The sequence below is a fragment of the Neoroseomonas oryzicola genome, from assembly GCF_012163135.1.
Classification (GTDB): domain Bacteria; phylum Pseudomonadota; class Alphaproteobacteria; order Acetobacterales; family Acetobacteraceae; genus Neoroseomonas; species Neoroseomonas oryzicola.
In genome coordinates, this window is the sequence record NZ_JAAVUP010000001.1 from 1,110,279 (window position 1) to 1,125,128 (window position 14,850).

The window sequence follows — 14,850 nt, forward strand, 5'->3', positions numbered from 1 at the left end:
GACGCAACCGCGATACGAACGCAAGTCCCGGCCGCAATAGAATGCGAAACGATCACGCGCCTGTGAAAAAGAAAGGCCCGGAAAACCGAAGTTTTCCAGGCCTAGTCAACAGGGAGGCTTCACGTCTGGGAGACGAGGGATCCAAAGGACCCCGTTCGATCAAGTCATCGAACACGCAAAACATACCGGTCCCGGCGCATGCGTGTTTCTCGATATCGGACACCCGGCCATGCGAGGTGTGCATGGCTTTTCGTTATCGATCCGTAACCCAGCGCATTGACGGCGTCAGGGACCGCGCGAGCGGCCAGGAACCCGCTCGCGACGGCGCCTGGCCTCCGCGGATGCAAGCCCCCCCCCCCCCCGCGGCCCGCGGCGGAGACGCCCCTCAGACGCCCGCGCCGGCCAGTTCCGCCACCAGGAAGTCCCGGAACACGGCCACCCGCTTCGAATGGCGCATTTCCTCCGGATAGACGAAGAAGGATTCGATCCGCGGGCACTTCACGCCGGGGAGCACCTGCACCAGGTCGGTTAGCTGGTCGCTGACGTAGTCCGGCAGGGCCGCCAGCCCGAGCCCGCTGCGCACCGCCTCGATCATGCCGGGCAGCGAATTGATCTCGATCGCCGCGCGCCGCGGCGTCCCGGGCCGGCGGCCGGCCTCGGCCAGCCAGTTGATGTTGTCGATTGGCGGCCGGTAGTCGCCGTAGACGATCAGCCTGTGGGCATCGAGGTCCTCGACCCGCTGAGGGATCCCGGTCGCCTTCAGGTAGCTGGCCGATCCGCAGACCTTCCAGCCGAAGGTCGCGATATGCCGCTGGATCAGGTCCGGCTGCCGCGGCGGATGCATGCGGATCGCGACATCCGCCTCGCGCATCGCGAGGTCGAGGTCCGAATCGTCCAGCAGCAGGGTGACGCTGATCTCCGGATGCAGGTCGATCATCCGACGCAACCTGGGCGCGAGCCAGGCGCTGCCGAAGCCCGTCGTGGTCGTGACCTTCAGCCGCCCCGCGGGGCGTTCCCGGCTCTCGGTCAGCAATGCCTCGGTCATCGCGAGCTTGGCGAAGACCTCCCGCACGGTGCGGTTCAGCGTCTCCCCCTGCTCGGTCAGGATCAGGCCGCGCGCATGGCGGTGGAACAACGGGACCGTCAGCGCTTCCTCGAGCGCCTGGATCTGGCGCGAGACCGCCGACTGGCTGAGGTTCAGCGTCTCCCCCGCATGGGTGAAGGATCCCGCCTCGGCGACCGCGTGGAAGACGCGGAGCTTGTCCCAGTCGATCGGCATCAGGCGGCCGCTTGCTCTGTCTCGGCGTCGAGGACGGCGAGGTACTTCTCCGCCTCGAGCGCCGCCATGCAGCCGGTGCCGGCGGCGGTGACCGCCTGGCGGTAGACCTTGTCCTGCACGTCGCCCGCGGCGAAGACGCCGGGGACGGAGGTGCGCGTGGTGCCCGGCACCGTCACGATGTAGCCCTCCCCGTCCATCTCCACCTGCCCCTGGAACAGCGCGGTCGCCGGCGCATGGCCGATGGCCACGAAGACGCCGTCGACCTTGAGCTCGCTGCGCTCGCCGGTCTTCGCATGGCGCAGCGCGAGGCCACGCGCGACCGGCACCCGGCCCGAAGGATCGGCCAGCACCGCCTCGGTCACCGTGTCCCACAGCACCGTCACGTTCGGCTTCGCGAAGAGCCGCTTCTGCAGGATCTTCTCGGACTTCAGCGAATCGCGCCGATGGATCAGCGTCACATGCTTCGCGAGGTTCGCGAGGTAGAGCGCTTCCTCGGTCGCCGAATTGCCGCCGCCGATCACGGCCACGTCCTTGCCGCGGTAGAAGAAGCCGTCGCAGGTCGCGCAGGCCGAGACGCCGAAGCCGCCCAGTTCCTTCTCGCCCGGGATGCCGAGCCACTTCGCCTGCGCCCCGGTCGCGATGACCACCGCTTCCGCCTCGTACGCGTCGCCCGAATCGCCCGTGGCGCGGAACGGCCGGCGCGACAGGTCGACCGAGGTGATGATGTCGTGAAGCACGCGCGCGCCGACATGCTCGGCCTGCTTCTGCATCTGTTCCATCAGCCAGGGGCCCTGGATGGCCTCGGCGAAGCCAGGATAGTTCTCGACATCCGTGGTGATGGTCAGCTGCCCGCCGGGCTGGAGCCCCGCGACGACCAGCGGCGCGAGACCCGCGCGCGCCGCATAGATCGCGGCCGTGTACCCCGCCGGGCCGGCGCCGATGATCAGGAGGCGGGTGCGATGCGTCTCGGCCACGGTGCGGAGTCCCAACTCAGTTGCAATGCGTCCGATATCGGGCAGACCTGCGCCAGTCACAACCCGGTGCCTTGATACTGCCGTCCCGTGCAATGATATTGCGCGGACCTGCGCTATACGGCAACGAAACAAGCGATTCCCGATCCATGCCCCGCGACCACGACGATACGGACCTCGATTCCGTCGACCGCAACATCCTCGCCGAGCTGCAGGGGGATGGGCGGATGACGAATGTCGAGCTGGCGCGACGGGTGAACCTCTCGGCCCCCCCCTGCCTGCGGCGCGTCCGCCGGCTCGAGGAAGCGGGGGTGATCCGCGGCTACCATGCCGACATCGACCCGGTGGCGCTGGGCTGGGAGATCACCTTCTTCGCCCTGGTCGGCCTCGAATCGCAGAAGCAGGCCGTCCTCGACGCCTTCGAGGCGCTGGCGACCTCCTGGCCCGAGGTCCGCGAGTGCCACATGATCCGCGGCGGCGGCGACTTCCTGCTGCGCCTCGTGGCGCGCGACACGGCCCATGAGAACGAGCTGACCGCCCGGCTGACCAATGCGCCGTCCGTGCTGCGGGTGCAGACGCTGCAGACCATCAGGACGGCGAAGGATGCGGCGGGGGTGCCGATCGGGTGATGCCACGCCGCGCTTGACGCGCCGCCCTCCCATGCCCTGGCATATCCCCCGAACCCGGGCCAGCCGGGACGACGGGGATGGAAACCGATGGACGAGACCGACCGCGCGGCGCGGGCGTCGCGCCGTGCCCTGATCGCCGCGGCCGCGGCGCCGCTCCTCGCCCGGCCCGCCCTTGCGCAGCCCGTCTGGCCGCCCGCCTCCATCCGCTACATCTGCATCTTTCCCCCCGGCGGCTCGACCGACCTTCTCAGCCGCGTCTGGTGCCAGCGCATGACGGAGATCACCGGCCAGTCCTTCGTCGTCGACAACCGCGGCGGGTCGGGCGGCAATGTCGGCACCGAGGCGATCGCGCGCGCGGCGCCGGACGGACTGACCATCGGCCTCGCCTCGGTCTCCTCCATGGCGATCGCGCCGACGCTCTACCGGCGCCTGCCCTTCGACGTGGAGCGCGACTTCACCTTCATCTGCGGCCTGTGGCAGCTGCCGAACCTGCTGGTGGTGCGGCCGGACCTGCCGGCGCGCAGCATTCCCGAGCTCATCGCGCTCTGCCGCGCCGATCCCGGCCGCTACACCTTCGCCAGTTCCGGCGCCGGCACCACGCTCCACATCGCCGGCGAGATGTTCAAGCAGATGGCCGGGGTGAACATCCTCCACGTCCCCTATCGCGGCGGCGGGCCGGCCTATGCCGACCTGCTCGGCGGCCGCGTCGACATGGTGTTCGGCAACTTCCCCGAAGCGAGCCGACTGCACCGCGAAGGCAAGGTGCGCGGCCTCGCGACCACCGGTGCGGCACGGAGCCCGCAGGCCCCGGACGTACCAGCCATGACGGAGTTCCTGCCGGGCTACGAGATCAACTCCTGGGGTGGCGTCTGCGGCCCGGCCGGCATCCCGCCCGCGATCGTCGCCCGCGCGGCGGAGCTCGGGCGGGAGGCGCTGAACGCGCCCCTCGTCCGCCGCCGCTTCGAGGAAGGCGGCGCCGAGGTCTGGTGGACCACGCCCCGGCAGCTCGCCGATTTCCGCCGCGACAACGAGGCCCGCTTCGCCCCGCTCATCCGCGCCTCCGGCGCCGTGGTCGAATGACGCGCCGCGCTTGACGGACCGCCCCCGCCGCGCCTCCGATGACCGCAAGGCCATCCAAGGCCGCCAGGGAGACGCGTTCATGACCACGCCGCCAAACCACCGCCCGTCCGTCCTCGGACGCCGCGCGCTGCTCGCCGCCGCCACCGCTGCCCTCGCCACGCCGGCCCTTGCCCAGGGCCTCTGGCCGACCGGCCCGGTCCGCTTCATCGGCATCTTCCCGCCCGGCGGCGGAACCGACATCCTCTCGCGCCTCTGGTGCGCCAAGATGGGCGAGATCACCGGCCAGCAATTCGTCGTCGAGAACCGCTCCGGCAGCGCCGGCAACGTGGGCACCGAAGCCATCGCGCGCTCCAACCCGGACGGCATGACGATCGGCCTCGCCTCGGTCTCCTCGCTCTCGATCGCGCCCACGCTCTATGCGCGGCTGCCCTTCGACGTGCGGCACGACTTCACCTTCATCTCGGGGCTGTGGCAGCTGCCCAACCTGCTCGTCGTGAACAACGACGTGCCGGCGCGCACCGTGCCCGAGCTGATCGCGCTGCTGCGCGCCAATCCAGGGCGCTACGCCTATGCCTCCTCGGGCTCGGGAACGACGGTCCATCTCTCGGGCGAGATGTTCAAGCACATGGCGGGGCTCGACATCCTGCACGTGCCCTATCGCGGCGGCGCGCCAGCCCATATCGACCTGATCGGCGGGCGCGTGCACATGATCTTCGACAACATCCCCCAGGCGCTCGCGGAAGCGCGCGACGGCAAGGTCCGGGCGCTGGCCGTGACCGGCGCGCAGCGCAGCCCCATGGCGCCCGAGATCCCGGCCATGGCGGAATTCCTGCCGGGCTTCGAGATCACCTCCTGGGGCGGCGTGCAGGGCCCCGCCGGCATCCCGCGCCCGATCGTCGACCGCATGAACGCGCTGACCAAGCAGGCCCTCGAAAGTCCGGATCTGCAGCAGCGCTTCCGCGAGAACGGCGCGACGCCGTGGTGGACGACGCCCGAAGGGCTCGCCGATTTCCGCGCGCAGAACGAGGCGGCCTTCGCGCCGCTGATCCGCGCCTCCGGCGCACGCGTGGACTGAAGTTGCCTGCCAGCACCGTTTGCGCTTATCGCTACGATTTCGTTTCGACTAAGCTTCGCAACGGTCGCATCCGAGCAGGGGGGGGTAAAGCGATGTCCATCACCGTCTCGGCGCCCACGGGGGGCGCCGCGTTAGAAACACCGCATGCCCATGCTGCGCTGTTCGCCGGGGACCCGGCCGGCTACATCCGCACCCACGCCTGCCTGCTGCACGCCGAGTTGCTGTCGGAGCGAGGCTCGACCGCGCTCACCAATGAGACCTTCGATCGTGCGACCTGCGGTTCCCGCGGCATCGAGTTCCTTCGGACAGGCAAGCGGCGCCTGACGGCGACGATCATGACCGCAGTCCGCGACATGCCCGGTCTGCCGCTGATCCGGGTGACCGAGGGCGGCCAAGGAACCGAACGCGTCTGCTTCCTGCCCTGGCAGGAGGACCGCTGCACGCTCACCAAGATGTCCAACCACGCGACCCTGTTCCTGACCGGGCCGCTCACCGGCTGCAACATCTACATCGCCGCCAAGCCTGGCCACCGCCTGCTCGCCTTCCACGGCAACCTCAACTCCGATGGCGAGGACCGGAACACCAACAACGTCCGCAAGGACAAGGAAGCGATCAACATCGCTTCGGAACGCGGCTTCACGCTCACCCATCGGCTTGCGCGCGGCGACTACCAGATCCCGGCCTTCGTCTGGGGCGAGCGGACGGCCACCGGCTGGTCCTGCTACGTCCATGAGGTGAACCCACTGACCCGTAACTTCACCAACAAGGCGCTGTCCCGCATCTGACCACGGGGCCGCGGGTCACCTGGCCTCGGGAACCTCGTTGATGCCGAGGCCCCGCGCGGCGTCGACCAGCATCGACCAGGTGTTCGCATCCACCGGCACGCCGGTCGCAAGACGCCGCGCCTTGGTGATGCGCTCCTTCTCGCCCGCGACCAGCACCGGGCTGTCCGGGTCCGCGGCCGGGGAGGACTTCACATCGGCGATCACGGCCGCGAGTTCCGCCCGGAACGCCTCAATGTCGCCGAAGCGCGCCGGGTCCAGCACGAAGGCGAGCCAGGAATTGACGATGCCGCGGTCGCGCATCTCCGGCCGCCAGGCCGTCGCACCGCCGAGCAGCGCGCCCGCCAGCAGTTCGCACACCAGCGCCAGCCCATAGCCCTTGTGCGCCCCGAAGGAGAGCAGCGCCCCGCGTGGTTCCCCGCGATAGAGCACGCCCGGATCGTTGGTCGGCTGTCCGCTCGCATCCACCAGCGCGCCGCCCGGCACCGCGCGGCCTGCATTGAACGCGACCCGGCACTTGCCGAGCGCGATCGCCGAGGTCGCGAAATCCAGCACCAGCGGCTGCCCGTCCGGGTCCGCCGGCGGGATGGTGATGCAGACCGGGTTGGTCGACAGCCGCGCCGCCGACCCGCCGAAGGGGGCGACCGCCGGCGGCCCCGACACGCCGTTGACGAAGTGGACGGAGATCATCCCCGCCCGCGCCGCCTGCTCGCCATAGGTGCCGACGCGCCCGATGTGGTGGACGTTGCGCAGCCCCATCACAGCATGGCCGTGCTGCCGCGCGGCCTCGATCGCCCAGTCCATGGCGATGCGCCCGACATGCTGGCCGTAGCCCATCCGGCCGTCGAACAGCGCCAGCGAGGCCTCCTGCCGCACCGGCTCCGGCGCGGCGTTCGGGTTCAGCTTGCCCTCGCGCACATGCTGCACGTAACGCGGCAGCAGCATGATGCCGTGGCTGTCATGGCCCTGCAGGTTGGCTTCGAGCAGATGCGCCGCGACCTCCTCGGCCTCCTGCCGCGTGCTGCCGGTCCCCGCCACGATGGCGCGCACGAAGCCCTCGAGCGCGCCGGCCTCGACATGCAGCGTCGCCGCCTCGCTCATGATTCCTTCCACGGGCGGCGCTGCCACAGGCCGCGGAGTTCCGTCTCGAGTGCTGCGACATCGGCGCGGTAGTCGGCTCCGATGCGCGGGGACAGTGGCAGGCCCATGCGGTTCGCCTCGGCGACGAAGCCCGCCTCGGCCATCGCGTCGCGGAAGGCGGTGGTCAGGCGCGCAGTGATCTCGGCGGGCAGGCCGGGCGGCGCCACGATGCCGCGTGTCGCGCCGCTGATGAGGTCCTGGCCCTGCTCGCGGAAGGTCGGGACCTCCGGCGTCCCCGACCAGCGCGTGGCCGCTGCCTGGCCGAGGGAGCGGATGCGCCCGTCGCGCAGCAACGCGAGGCTCTCGCTCATGTTGAAGGCGCCGACTTGCAGGTGGCCGCCGACCAGCGCGGTGGACAGCGGCGCCATGCCATTGAAGGGGACATGCGTCATGGGCGGCATGCCGGCCTTGTCCTCAAGCGCAATGACCAGCAGGTGATCGTCCGACCCGATGCCCGTCGTGCCGTAGGACAGCGCCCCCGGCTGCGCCTTCGCCGCGGCGATCAGGTCGGCGAGCGTGCGCAGCGGCGAATTCGCCGCCACGAACAGCCCGCCCGGATCGTCCACGACATTCGCGATGAAGGTGAATTCGAGCGGCCGGTAGCGGACCTGACGCTCCATCGGGTAGGTGACGAGCGCGGGAACGCTGGTCGCGGCCAGGGTGAAGCCATCCGGCGCCGCGCTGAAGGCAGCCTCCCAGCCGAGCTGACCTCCCGCGCCGGCGCGGTTCACCACGACGAACCGCGCGCCGGGCAGCTTGGCCTGCACGGCCGGCAGCACCATCCGCGCCATGGTGTCCACCCCGCCGCCGGGCGGATAGGGCACGATTACCTCGATCGGGCGGTCCGCGGGCCAGGCAGCGCGGGCGAGGCGCGGCAGCGCGAGCGTGCCGGCAGCGGCAAGGGCGCCGAGGGCGGCGCGGCGGGTGGTCATGGCGATCCTCCGGATTGCTTTGACGTCACATTGGACGCCGGGCGCCTTGGGCGGCAAGGGCAGGCGCGCTAGAAGCCCGCGAACACCCGCCGATCGGAGACCCAAGCGTGACGAAGCAGCGAACCGGTGGCGCGCGCCGCGATGTTCTGAAGCTCGCCAGCCTGGCCGCGCTGGGCGGCACCGCCGCCTGCGCCACGCCCGAGCGCCTGCCCGCCGTGCCCAGCGGCCGCGCGGCCGCGGCCTCGGTCCTCGGCATCCCCAATGAACGCTTCGTCTTCGCGGGCGAACCGGGTTCCGCCGGCTTGGCCATCGAGCGCGAGTTCAGGGCCGCGGCCGAACGCCGCCTGCGCCATCTCGGCCTGCGTCGCATCGACCAGATGCCCCGCTACGACCTTCTCGGCGTCTCGGGCGGGGGCGAGAACGGGGCCTTCGGCGCCGGCCTGCTGTGCGGCTGGAGCGCCCGGGGCGACCGGCCGGAATTCGAGCTCGTGACCGGCGTGTCGACCGGCGCGCTGACCGCGCCCTTCGCCTTCCTCGGGTCCGAATGGGATCCGCAGCTCAAATCCGTCTACACCGACATCACGCCCGACGACGTGCTGCGCAGCCGCGGGCTGCTGTCCGCGGTGTTCCACGATGCGTTGGCGGACAACGAACCGCTGTTCCGCACCATCTCCCGACACCTCGACGAACGGATGCTCGCGGCGATCGCGCGCGGCTACGAACAGGGCCGCCTGCTCTTCGTCGGGTCGACCAACCTCGACGCGCAGGTGCCGGTGGTGTGGAACATCGGCGCCATCGCGGCGAGCGGCCATCCCGGCGCGCTCGACCTGGTGCGCCGGCTGCTGCTCGCCTCCGCGGCGATCCCGGGCGCCTTCCCACCGGTGATGATCGACGTGACGGTGGATGGCGAGACCCGTCAGGAGATGCATGTCGACGGCGGCGCCTTCGCGCAGGTCTTCCTCTATCCCCGCCAGGTCGGGGAGGCGCGGCGCGCCCGCGCGCAGCGCGGCCAGCGCCTGGTGCCCGCCACCGCCTACATCCTGCGCAACGGGCGGCTCGATCCCGACTGGGCCTCGGTCGACCGGCGCACCCTGACCATCGCCGGGCGCGCCATCTCGACCATGATCGCGGCGAGCGGCCTGAACGACGTCCTCCGCATCTACAATTCCTGCCAGCGCGACGGCGTGGACTACAACCTGGCGTTCATCGGCCGCGACTTCACCGCCACCTACACCCAGCCCTTCGAGCAGACCTACATGCGCGAACTGTTCAATTTCGCCTTCGAGCGCGCCCGGCAGGGCTACGACTGGGCGAAGCAGCCGCCGCTCTGACGGCGCGCTTCACCGCGGCGGGCGGCGCGGGATAGTCTCCGCCCCATGCGACGGACCGGCCCAGGAATGATCCTTGCGCGACGCGCGGCCCTGGCGGGTGCCGCCGGCGCCCTGGCAGGATGCACGCTGCCGCGCCAGCACGACCCCGTGCCGGGCGACCGGGTGCGCAACGCCCAGGTGCTGGGACTGCCCAACGAACGCTTCTGCGTCGCGGACGCCGCCGACGTGCCCCGCATCGTCGAGGAATTCAACGATGCCGGCCGCCGCCAGCGCCGCGCCTTCGGCCTCGGCCCGCGCGACCCGCTGCCGCCGGCGCACATCATCGCCTTCTCGGGCGGCGGCGAGAACGGGGCCTTCGGCGCCGGCCTCGCCTGCGGCTGGACGAAGAACGGCACGCGGCCACGCTTCGCCCTCGTCACCGGCATCAGCACCGGCGCGCTGACCGCGCCGCTGGTCTTCGCCGGGCCGCATCGCGACGACCAGCTGCGCGCCGCCTACACCGAGATCACGGCCGCCGACGTGCTGACGCAGCGCGGCTTCCTCGCCGCGCTGACCGACGATGCGGTGGCCGACAGCGCGCCGCTCGCGCGCACCATCGCACGCCACATGGACGCCGGGCTGCTCGCCGAGATCGCCCAGCGCTACCGCAATGGCGCGCAACTCGTGATCGGGACGACGAACCTCGACGCGCAGCGCCCGGTGGGCTGGAACATCGGCGCCATCGCCGACAGCGGCCATCCGCGCGCGCTCGACCTGGTGCGCCAGATCCTGCTCGCCTCCGCTTCCATCCCCGGCATCTTCCCGCCGGTGATGATCGACGTGACGGTGGACGGCCGCCCCTACCAGGAGATGCATGTCGACGGCGGCACCTACGCCCAGGCCTATCTCTACCCGCCCGCGCTCGGAGACACGCGGATGGAACGCATCCGCCTCGGCCTCACCCCGCCCTCGGTCACCGCCTACATCGTGCGCAACGCGCGGCTGACGCAGAGCGGCGGGCCGGTGCGCCGCCGCGCCGTCTCGATCGCGGAGCGCGCCATCTCGACGCTGATCGGCGCCGCGGGGGTCAACGACATCTACCGCATCCAGGTCTCGGCGATGCGCCACGGCATCGGCTTTCGCCTCGCGAACATCGAGGACGACTTCACCGCCGAGGAATCCGAGCCCTTCGATCCGGCCTATCTGCGCGCCCTGTTCACCTACGGCTTCGCCAAGGCCGAGGTCGGCTATCCCTGGAAGGACATGCTGCCGGCCTGAAGCGGCGCTAATCCTTCCTTCACCTTTCGGGCGCCAGGGTGGCGCATGTCGCCCGCCGCAATGGACCGCTTCGACGCCTGCGCCGCCGCCGTCATGGCCGCGCGCGGCCCCTTCCTTCCCTACGACCCGCTGTTCGAGGGGCCCTCGGCCCACGGCATCGGGCTCGGCCTTCTCTCGGTCTGGGTCGGGGGGCCCGCCGACGAGACCGCGCTGCGCCGCCTCGGGGCGGACGGTGCAGCGCGGATTCTCCAGCAGATGGTCTGGGCGCCGCTCGGCGCCGGCCGTCTCGCGGCGGGGCCGGACCTCGCCCTCTTCGCCTATGCGGCCGAGGCCGGGACCATGCAGGCGCTGTCCGACCTGCAGGAGGAGCTCGGCGTCGCGCCGAGCGGCGCGCCCGACGCCGCGACCATCGCCGCCGCGGCATCGCGCGAACCCGCCCTGCTCGCCAGCGCCATCCGCCGCCGGCATGACGCCTGGCGTCGCGCCCGCGGCCTGGGGCCTGAAGCCGCCACCCTGCGCCCGGCCTGCTGACCCCCCCTTGGCAGCCTCCCCCGGCCCGGCCAGCCTGTGCGCCGGAACGGGGAGAGAGACGCATGCGGCTGGACCGCTCCTGCCTGCCGGAGGATTTCGGCAAGGGCGCCTTCGCGGCGCGCATCATGACGGCCGATGGGCCGTGCATCGTCGGCTTCCTCGGCGGCGCGGCCTTCGACATGACCTGCGCCTTCGGCACCATGTCCCGCTGGATGGAGGAGGAGCACCCGGTCGCGGCGATCCGCCAGCGCGGCGCGCCGCTCGCCATCGACCTCGACGCGCTGCTCGCGAATTCGGCGCATGACGCGCGCGATCCGTCCAAGCCCTGGCTGCTCGCGCCGATCGACCTGCAGGCGGTGAAGGCCGCCGGCGTGACCTATGTGCGATCCATGCTCGAACGAGTGATCGAGGAGCGCTGCCGCGGCGACGCCTCGCTTGCCGCCGCCGTGCGGGTCGAGGTGCGCGGCATCATCGGCGACGACCTCGCGAACCTCGTCCCCGGCAGCGCCGAGGCGATGCGCGTCAAGGAAGCTCTGGTCGCCAAGGGGTGGTGGAGCCAGTACCTCGAGGTCGGCATCGGCGCCGATGCCGAGATCTTCACGAAATGCCCGCCCATGGCCCCGGTCGGCGTCGGATCGAAGATCGGCGTGCATCCGAACTCCGCCTGGTCGAACCCGGAGCCCGAGGCGGTGATGGTGGTGAACAGCCGCGGCCGCATCCAGGGGGCGACGCTTGGCAACGACGTCAACCTGCGCGACGTGGAAGGCCGTTCGGCGCTGCTGCTCGGCCGCGCGAAGGACAACAACGCCTCCGCCGCGCTGGGCCCGATGATCCGGCTGTTCGACGACGGCTTCTCGCTCGAGGACATCCGCCGCGCCGAGATCGCGCTGACCATCTCCGGCCGCGACGGCTTCACGCTGGACGAGCGCGGCGCAGTCGGTTCGATCAGTCGCGATCCGACGGACCTGGTGGCGCAGATGATCGGCGCGCACCATCAGTATCCGGACGGGGCGGTGCTGTATCTCGGCACGCCCTTCTCGCCGTCGAAGGATCGCGGCGCGCCCGGCATGGGGTTCACGCACAAGGAGGGCGACACGGTGCGGATCGCCTCCCCGCGGCTCGGCGCGCTGGTGAACGAGGTGGACCGGACCGACGAATGCCCGCCCTGGGCCTTCGGGACCGGGGCGTTGTTCGCGTCCCTGGTGCGGCGGGGCCTGCCGCGGCCGTGAGGCGGCGGGGCACCGCCCCTCCGCACCTCCCCGCCAATAGGCCAGCGCGTCACATGACGCCGGCACCCGGTACTGGTTTCCAAAGGCCTTTCGGCCTTTGGTGGGTGGGGTATGGGGAGGGCGAAGCCCTCCCCAGGAGTCCGACGCGATGAAGGAAGAACACGGCACGATCGACCGCGGCGACGGCGTCCCCCTCGCCTGGCGGCGCCTGTCCGGCCGCGGACCCGGCGTGGTCTTCCTCGGCGGCTTCAACTCCGACATGACCGGCAGCAAGGCGGAATTCCTCGCCGGCTGGTGCGAGGCCCGCGGCACGCCCTTCCTGCGCTTCGACTACTCGGGCCATGGCGCCTCCGGCGGCCGCTTCGTGGACGGGACCATCGGCCGCTGGGCCGAGGATGCCGCGCACGTGGTCACGGCGCTGACGGAGGGCCCACAGGTGCTGGTGGGATCCTCGATGGGCGGATGGATCGCGCTGCTGCTGGCGCGGCGCGTGGCGATCCGCGCGCTGGTCGGCATCGCGCCGGCGCCCGACTTCACCGAGGACCTGATGTGGGCCGAGTTCACGCCCGACCAGCGCGCGATGATCGAGCGCGACGGCGTCTGGCACCGCCCGAGCGCGTATGGCGACCCCTACCCCATCACCCGCGCGCTGATCGAGGACGGCCGCAGCCACCTGCTGCTGCGCGCCCCGATCGCGCTGGAGGCGCCGGTTCGCATCCTGCAGGGCCAGCAGGATCCGGACGTGCCGTGGCGGCACGCGCTGCGCATCGCGGAGGCGGTGACGGGCGGCGAGGTGCGCGTCCACCTGATCAAGGACGGGGACCATCGGCTCTCCCGCCCGCAGGACCTCGCGCTACTCGGCGAGACCCTCGCGCCCCTCCTCCGCGAGGATGGCCGCTAGGCCCTCCCGATAGGTCGGATGGCGCCAGGCGATGCCGAGCGCGGCCTTGGTGGCCGTGTTCGTCACTTGCCGGTTCTCCGCCCAGAAGGACAGCGCCATGGGCGACATGCGCGCACGGGCTTCCTCGAACGGAATGGCGGGCGGCGGCGGGACGCCGAGCAGACGCGCGGCGTGGGCGGTGACGACGGCGCTTTCCGCCGCCTCGTCGTCCACCAGGTGCAGCACGCGGACGCCCGGCGGCAGGTCCTGGCGGATCGCGGCGCAGACCGCCAGCGCGATGTCGTCGCGATGGATGCGGGAGAAGGCGTGCCCCGGCTTCACCACGCAGCGTGCCGTCCCGGCGCGCAGGTCGTCGAAGGCCGATCGGCCCGGCCCGTAGATCCCGCCGACGCGGAAGATGTCGAGCGCGGCGCGGCCGGCGACGCGGCGCCGCCAGGCCTCCTCGGCCTCGAGCCGCCGGACGGATCGCGCCTGACCGGGCGCGGGGGGCGTCGCCTCCTCGACCACGCCGCCGCCGCGGTCGCCGTAGACGCCCGTGGTGGACAGGTAGCCCAGCCAGCGCAGCGTCCCGGCCGCGAGCGCGGCTTCCAGCGCCGCCCCATGCGCGGCGAGGACCGGATCCCCGCCCTCCCCCGGCGCCGCGGTGACGAGGAGGTGGCTGGCCCGGCCGATCGCGCCCGCGGCTTCCGCGAAGGGCAGCACGGCCACGCCCGGCAGGGGTACCGCGGCCGCCGGGTCGCGCGCCGTCCCGGCCACCTCCCAGCCTGATTCCGCCGCCAACCGGGCCACCGCCCGGCCCGCATATCCCAGTCCCGCAACGAGAAGCATACGGACCCTCCGCTGCTCATCTGGCATGCACCCCGCCGCACGGCTAGATTGTGGGGATGCCCCCCCTCACACGCCTCCTGCTCGCAGGTGTCGCGGCGTTGGCGCTCGTCGCCGGCGGCGGCGGCGCGTGGTGGTGGCTGTCGGGGCGCGGCCCGGCGGAAATGCTGCCCACCCCGCCCGAACCGCCGCGCCTGTCGGACGCGCCGGAATACGAACGCTGCCTCGACATGCTCGAAGACGATCCCGAAGGCGCGCGGCGCTTCGCCGATTCCTGGGGCATGGACGGCGGCGGCGAATCGGCGGCGCATTGCGCGGCGCTCGCGGCCCTGTCGCTGGGTGAGGCGGAACGCGCGGCCGAGGCGCTGGAACGCATCGCCGCGCGCAGCCAGGCCGGAATCGCCGCCCGTGCCGCCGTCTTCGGCCAGGCCGGCGAGGCCTGGACCGCCGCCGGCAAGCCGCAACGTGCCCATGCGGCGCTGACCCTCGCCCTCGCCCTGGTGCCGGCCGACGCCCAGTTGCTCACGGCGCGCGCGGTCGCCCTGCTGGCGCTCGATCGCCCGTCCGAGGCACTGGACGACCTCGACCACGCCGTCGCGGCCGATGGATCGAACGCCGAATCCTGGGTGCTGCGCGCCTCCGCCCTGCGGCGGCTGGACCGCGTGGGCCCGGCCGCGGAAAGCGTGGCGCAGGCCCTGCGGCTCGAGCCCGACAATGTCGAGGCGCTGCTGGAGCGCGGGGTCATCCGCCAGATCCAGGGCGATGCAAGCGGTGCGCGGTCGGATTGGGAACGGGTGATCGAACTCGCGCCCGACGGCCCGACGGCCGACCTCGCCGCGCAGAACATGGCGCTGATCGAGGCGGGCCCCGCCCAGCGCTGATCCCCGC

General features: G+C 71.8%; 15 protein-coding genes. 10 read left to right on the forward strand and 5 right to left on the reverse strand.

Features of this window, described 5'->3' with window-relative positions; translation table 11 throughout:
• Positions 1-385: 385 nt before the first annotated feature.
• Positions 386-1,279 (reverse strand): LysR family transcriptional regulator, encoded by an 894-nt coding sequence (locus tag GWK15_RS05460; RefSeq protein WP_209441996.1) that lies wholly within the window; start codon positions 1,277-1,279, stop codon positions 386-388.
• Positions 1,279-2,253, reverse strand: a complete 975-nt coding sequence (gene trxB / locus GWK15_RS05465) for a thioredoxin-disulfide reductase (RefSeq protein ID WP_168040282.1) — start codon at positions 2,251-2,253, stop codon at positions 1,279-1,281. The genes GWK15_RS05460 and trxB overlap by 1 nt, the downstream gene beginning before the upstream one ends.
• Before the next feature lie 146 nt (positions 2,254-2,399).
• Here trxB and GWK15_RS05470 point away from each other — a divergent pair, with 146 nt between their 5' ends.
• The 4 genes from GWK15_RS05470 to GWK15_RS05485 all read left to right on the forward strand — a co-directional run bounded on the left by GWK15_RS05470 (position 2,400) and on the right by GWK15_RS05485 (position 5,819).
• A complete protein-coding gene (locus GWK15_RS05470) occupies positions 2,400-2,879 on the forward strand; it encodes an Lrp/AsnC family transcriptional regulator (RefSeq protein ID WP_168039820.1) in 480 nt (159 codons plus the stop codon).
• Between the two features lie 87 nt (positions 2,880-2,966).
• Positions 2,967-3,959 carry a Bug family tripartite tricarboxylate transporter substrate binding protein gene (locus tag GWK15_RS05475; protein ID WP_168039822.1) on the forward strand — a complete coding sequence of 331 codons (993 nt, stop codon included), beginning with the start codon at positions 2,967-2,969 and terminating at the stop codon, positions 3,957-3,959.
• A 79-nt stretch (positions 3,960-4,038) separates the two neighbouring features.
• Positions 4,039-5,034 carry a Bug family tripartite tricarboxylate transporter substrate binding protein gene (locus GWK15_RS05480; protein ID WP_168039824.1) on the forward strand — a complete coding sequence of 332 codons (996 nt, stop codon included), beginning with the start codon at positions 4,039-4,041 and terminating at the stop codon, positions 5,032-5,034.
• 92 nt (positions 5,035-5,126) lie between these two features.
• Positions 5,127-5,819: a hypothetical protein gene (locus GWK15_RS05485; RefSeq protein WP_168039826.1), complete on the forward strand. Its 693-nt coding sequence runs from the start codon at positions 5,127-5,129 to the stop codon at positions 5,817-5,819.
• Between the two features lie 15 nt (positions 5,820-5,834).
• Here the strand turns inward: GWK15_RS05485 and GWK15_RS05490 are convergent, their stop codons facing one another.
• Positions 5,835-6,917, reverse strand: coding sequence for a malate/lactate/ureidoglycolate dehydrogenase (locus GWK15_RS05490; RefSeq protein WP_168039828.1), 1,083 nt, complete (start codon positions 6,915-6,917; stop codon positions 5,835-5,837).
• On the reverse strand, positions 6,914-7,888 hold the full coding sequence (locus tag GWK15_RS05495; RefSeq protein WP_168039830.1) for a tripartite tricarboxylate transporter substrate binding protein: 975 nt from the start codon (positions 7,886-7,888) through the stop codon (positions 6,914-6,916). The genes GWK15_RS05490 and GWK15_RS05495 overlap by 4 nt, the downstream gene beginning before the upstream one ends.
• A 107-nt stretch (positions 7,889-7,995) precedes the next feature.
• Between GWK15_RS05495 and GWK15_RS05500 the strand changes: the two genes are divergently transcribed.
• The 5 genes from GWK15_RS05500 to GWK15_RS05520 all read left to right on the forward strand — a co-directional run bounded on the left by GWK15_RS05500 (position 7,996) and on the right by GWK15_RS05520 (position 13,137).
• Complete coding sequence (locus tag GWK15_RS05500; protein ID WP_168039832.1) at positions 7,996-9,219, forward strand: patatin-like phospholipase family protein; 1,224 nt, start codon at positions 7,996-7,998, stop codon at positions 9,217-9,219.
• A gap of 66 nt (positions 9,220-9,285) precedes the next feature.
• Positions 9,286-10,476, forward strand: a complete 1,191-nt coding sequence (locus GWK15_RS05505) for a patatin-like phospholipase family protein (RefSeq protein ID WP_168039834.1) — start codon at positions 9,286-9,288, stop codon at positions 10,474-10,476.
• A 45-nt stretch (positions 10,477-10,521) separates the two neighbouring features.
• On the forward strand, positions 10,522-11,007 hold the full coding sequence (locus GWK15_RS05510) for a hypothetical protein (protein WP_168039836.1): 486 nt from the start codon (positions 10,522-10,524) through the stop codon (positions 11,005-11,007).
• Between the two features lie 62 nt (positions 11,008-11,069).
• Positions 11,070-12,236 carry a fumarylacetoacetate hydrolase family protein gene (locus tag GWK15_RS05515; protein ID WP_168039838.1) on the forward strand — a complete coding sequence of 389 codons (1,167 nt, stop codon included), beginning with the start codon at positions 11,070-11,072 and terminating at the stop codon, positions 12,234-12,236.
• Between the two features lie 148 nt (positions 12,237-12,384).
• Entirely contained in the window at positions 12,385-13,137 is a 753-nt protein-coding gene (locus GWK15_RS05520) for an alpha/beta hydrolase (protein WP_168039840.1), read from the forward strand.
• On the opposite strand, the gene GWK15_RS05525 is transcribed toward GWK15_RS05520, so the two are convergent.
• Entirely contained in the window at positions 13,090-13,965 is an 876-nt protein-coding gene (locus GWK15_RS05525; protein ID WP_168039842.1) for a Rossmann-fold NAD(P)-binding domain-containing protein, read from the reverse strand. The genes GWK15_RS05520 and GWK15_RS05525 overlap by 48 nt on opposite strands.
• A gap of 56 nt (positions 13,966-14,021) precedes the next feature.
• Here GWK15_RS05525 and GWK15_RS05530 point away from each other — a divergent pair, with 56 nt between their 5' ends.
• Positions 14,022-14,843 (forward strand): tetratricopeptide repeat protein, encoded by an 822-nt coding sequence (locus GWK15_RS05530; protein ID WP_168039844.1) that lies wholly within the window; start codon positions 14,022-14,024, stop codon positions 14,841-14,843.
• The last annotated feature ends 7 nt before the right edge of the window (positions 14,844-14,850 follow it).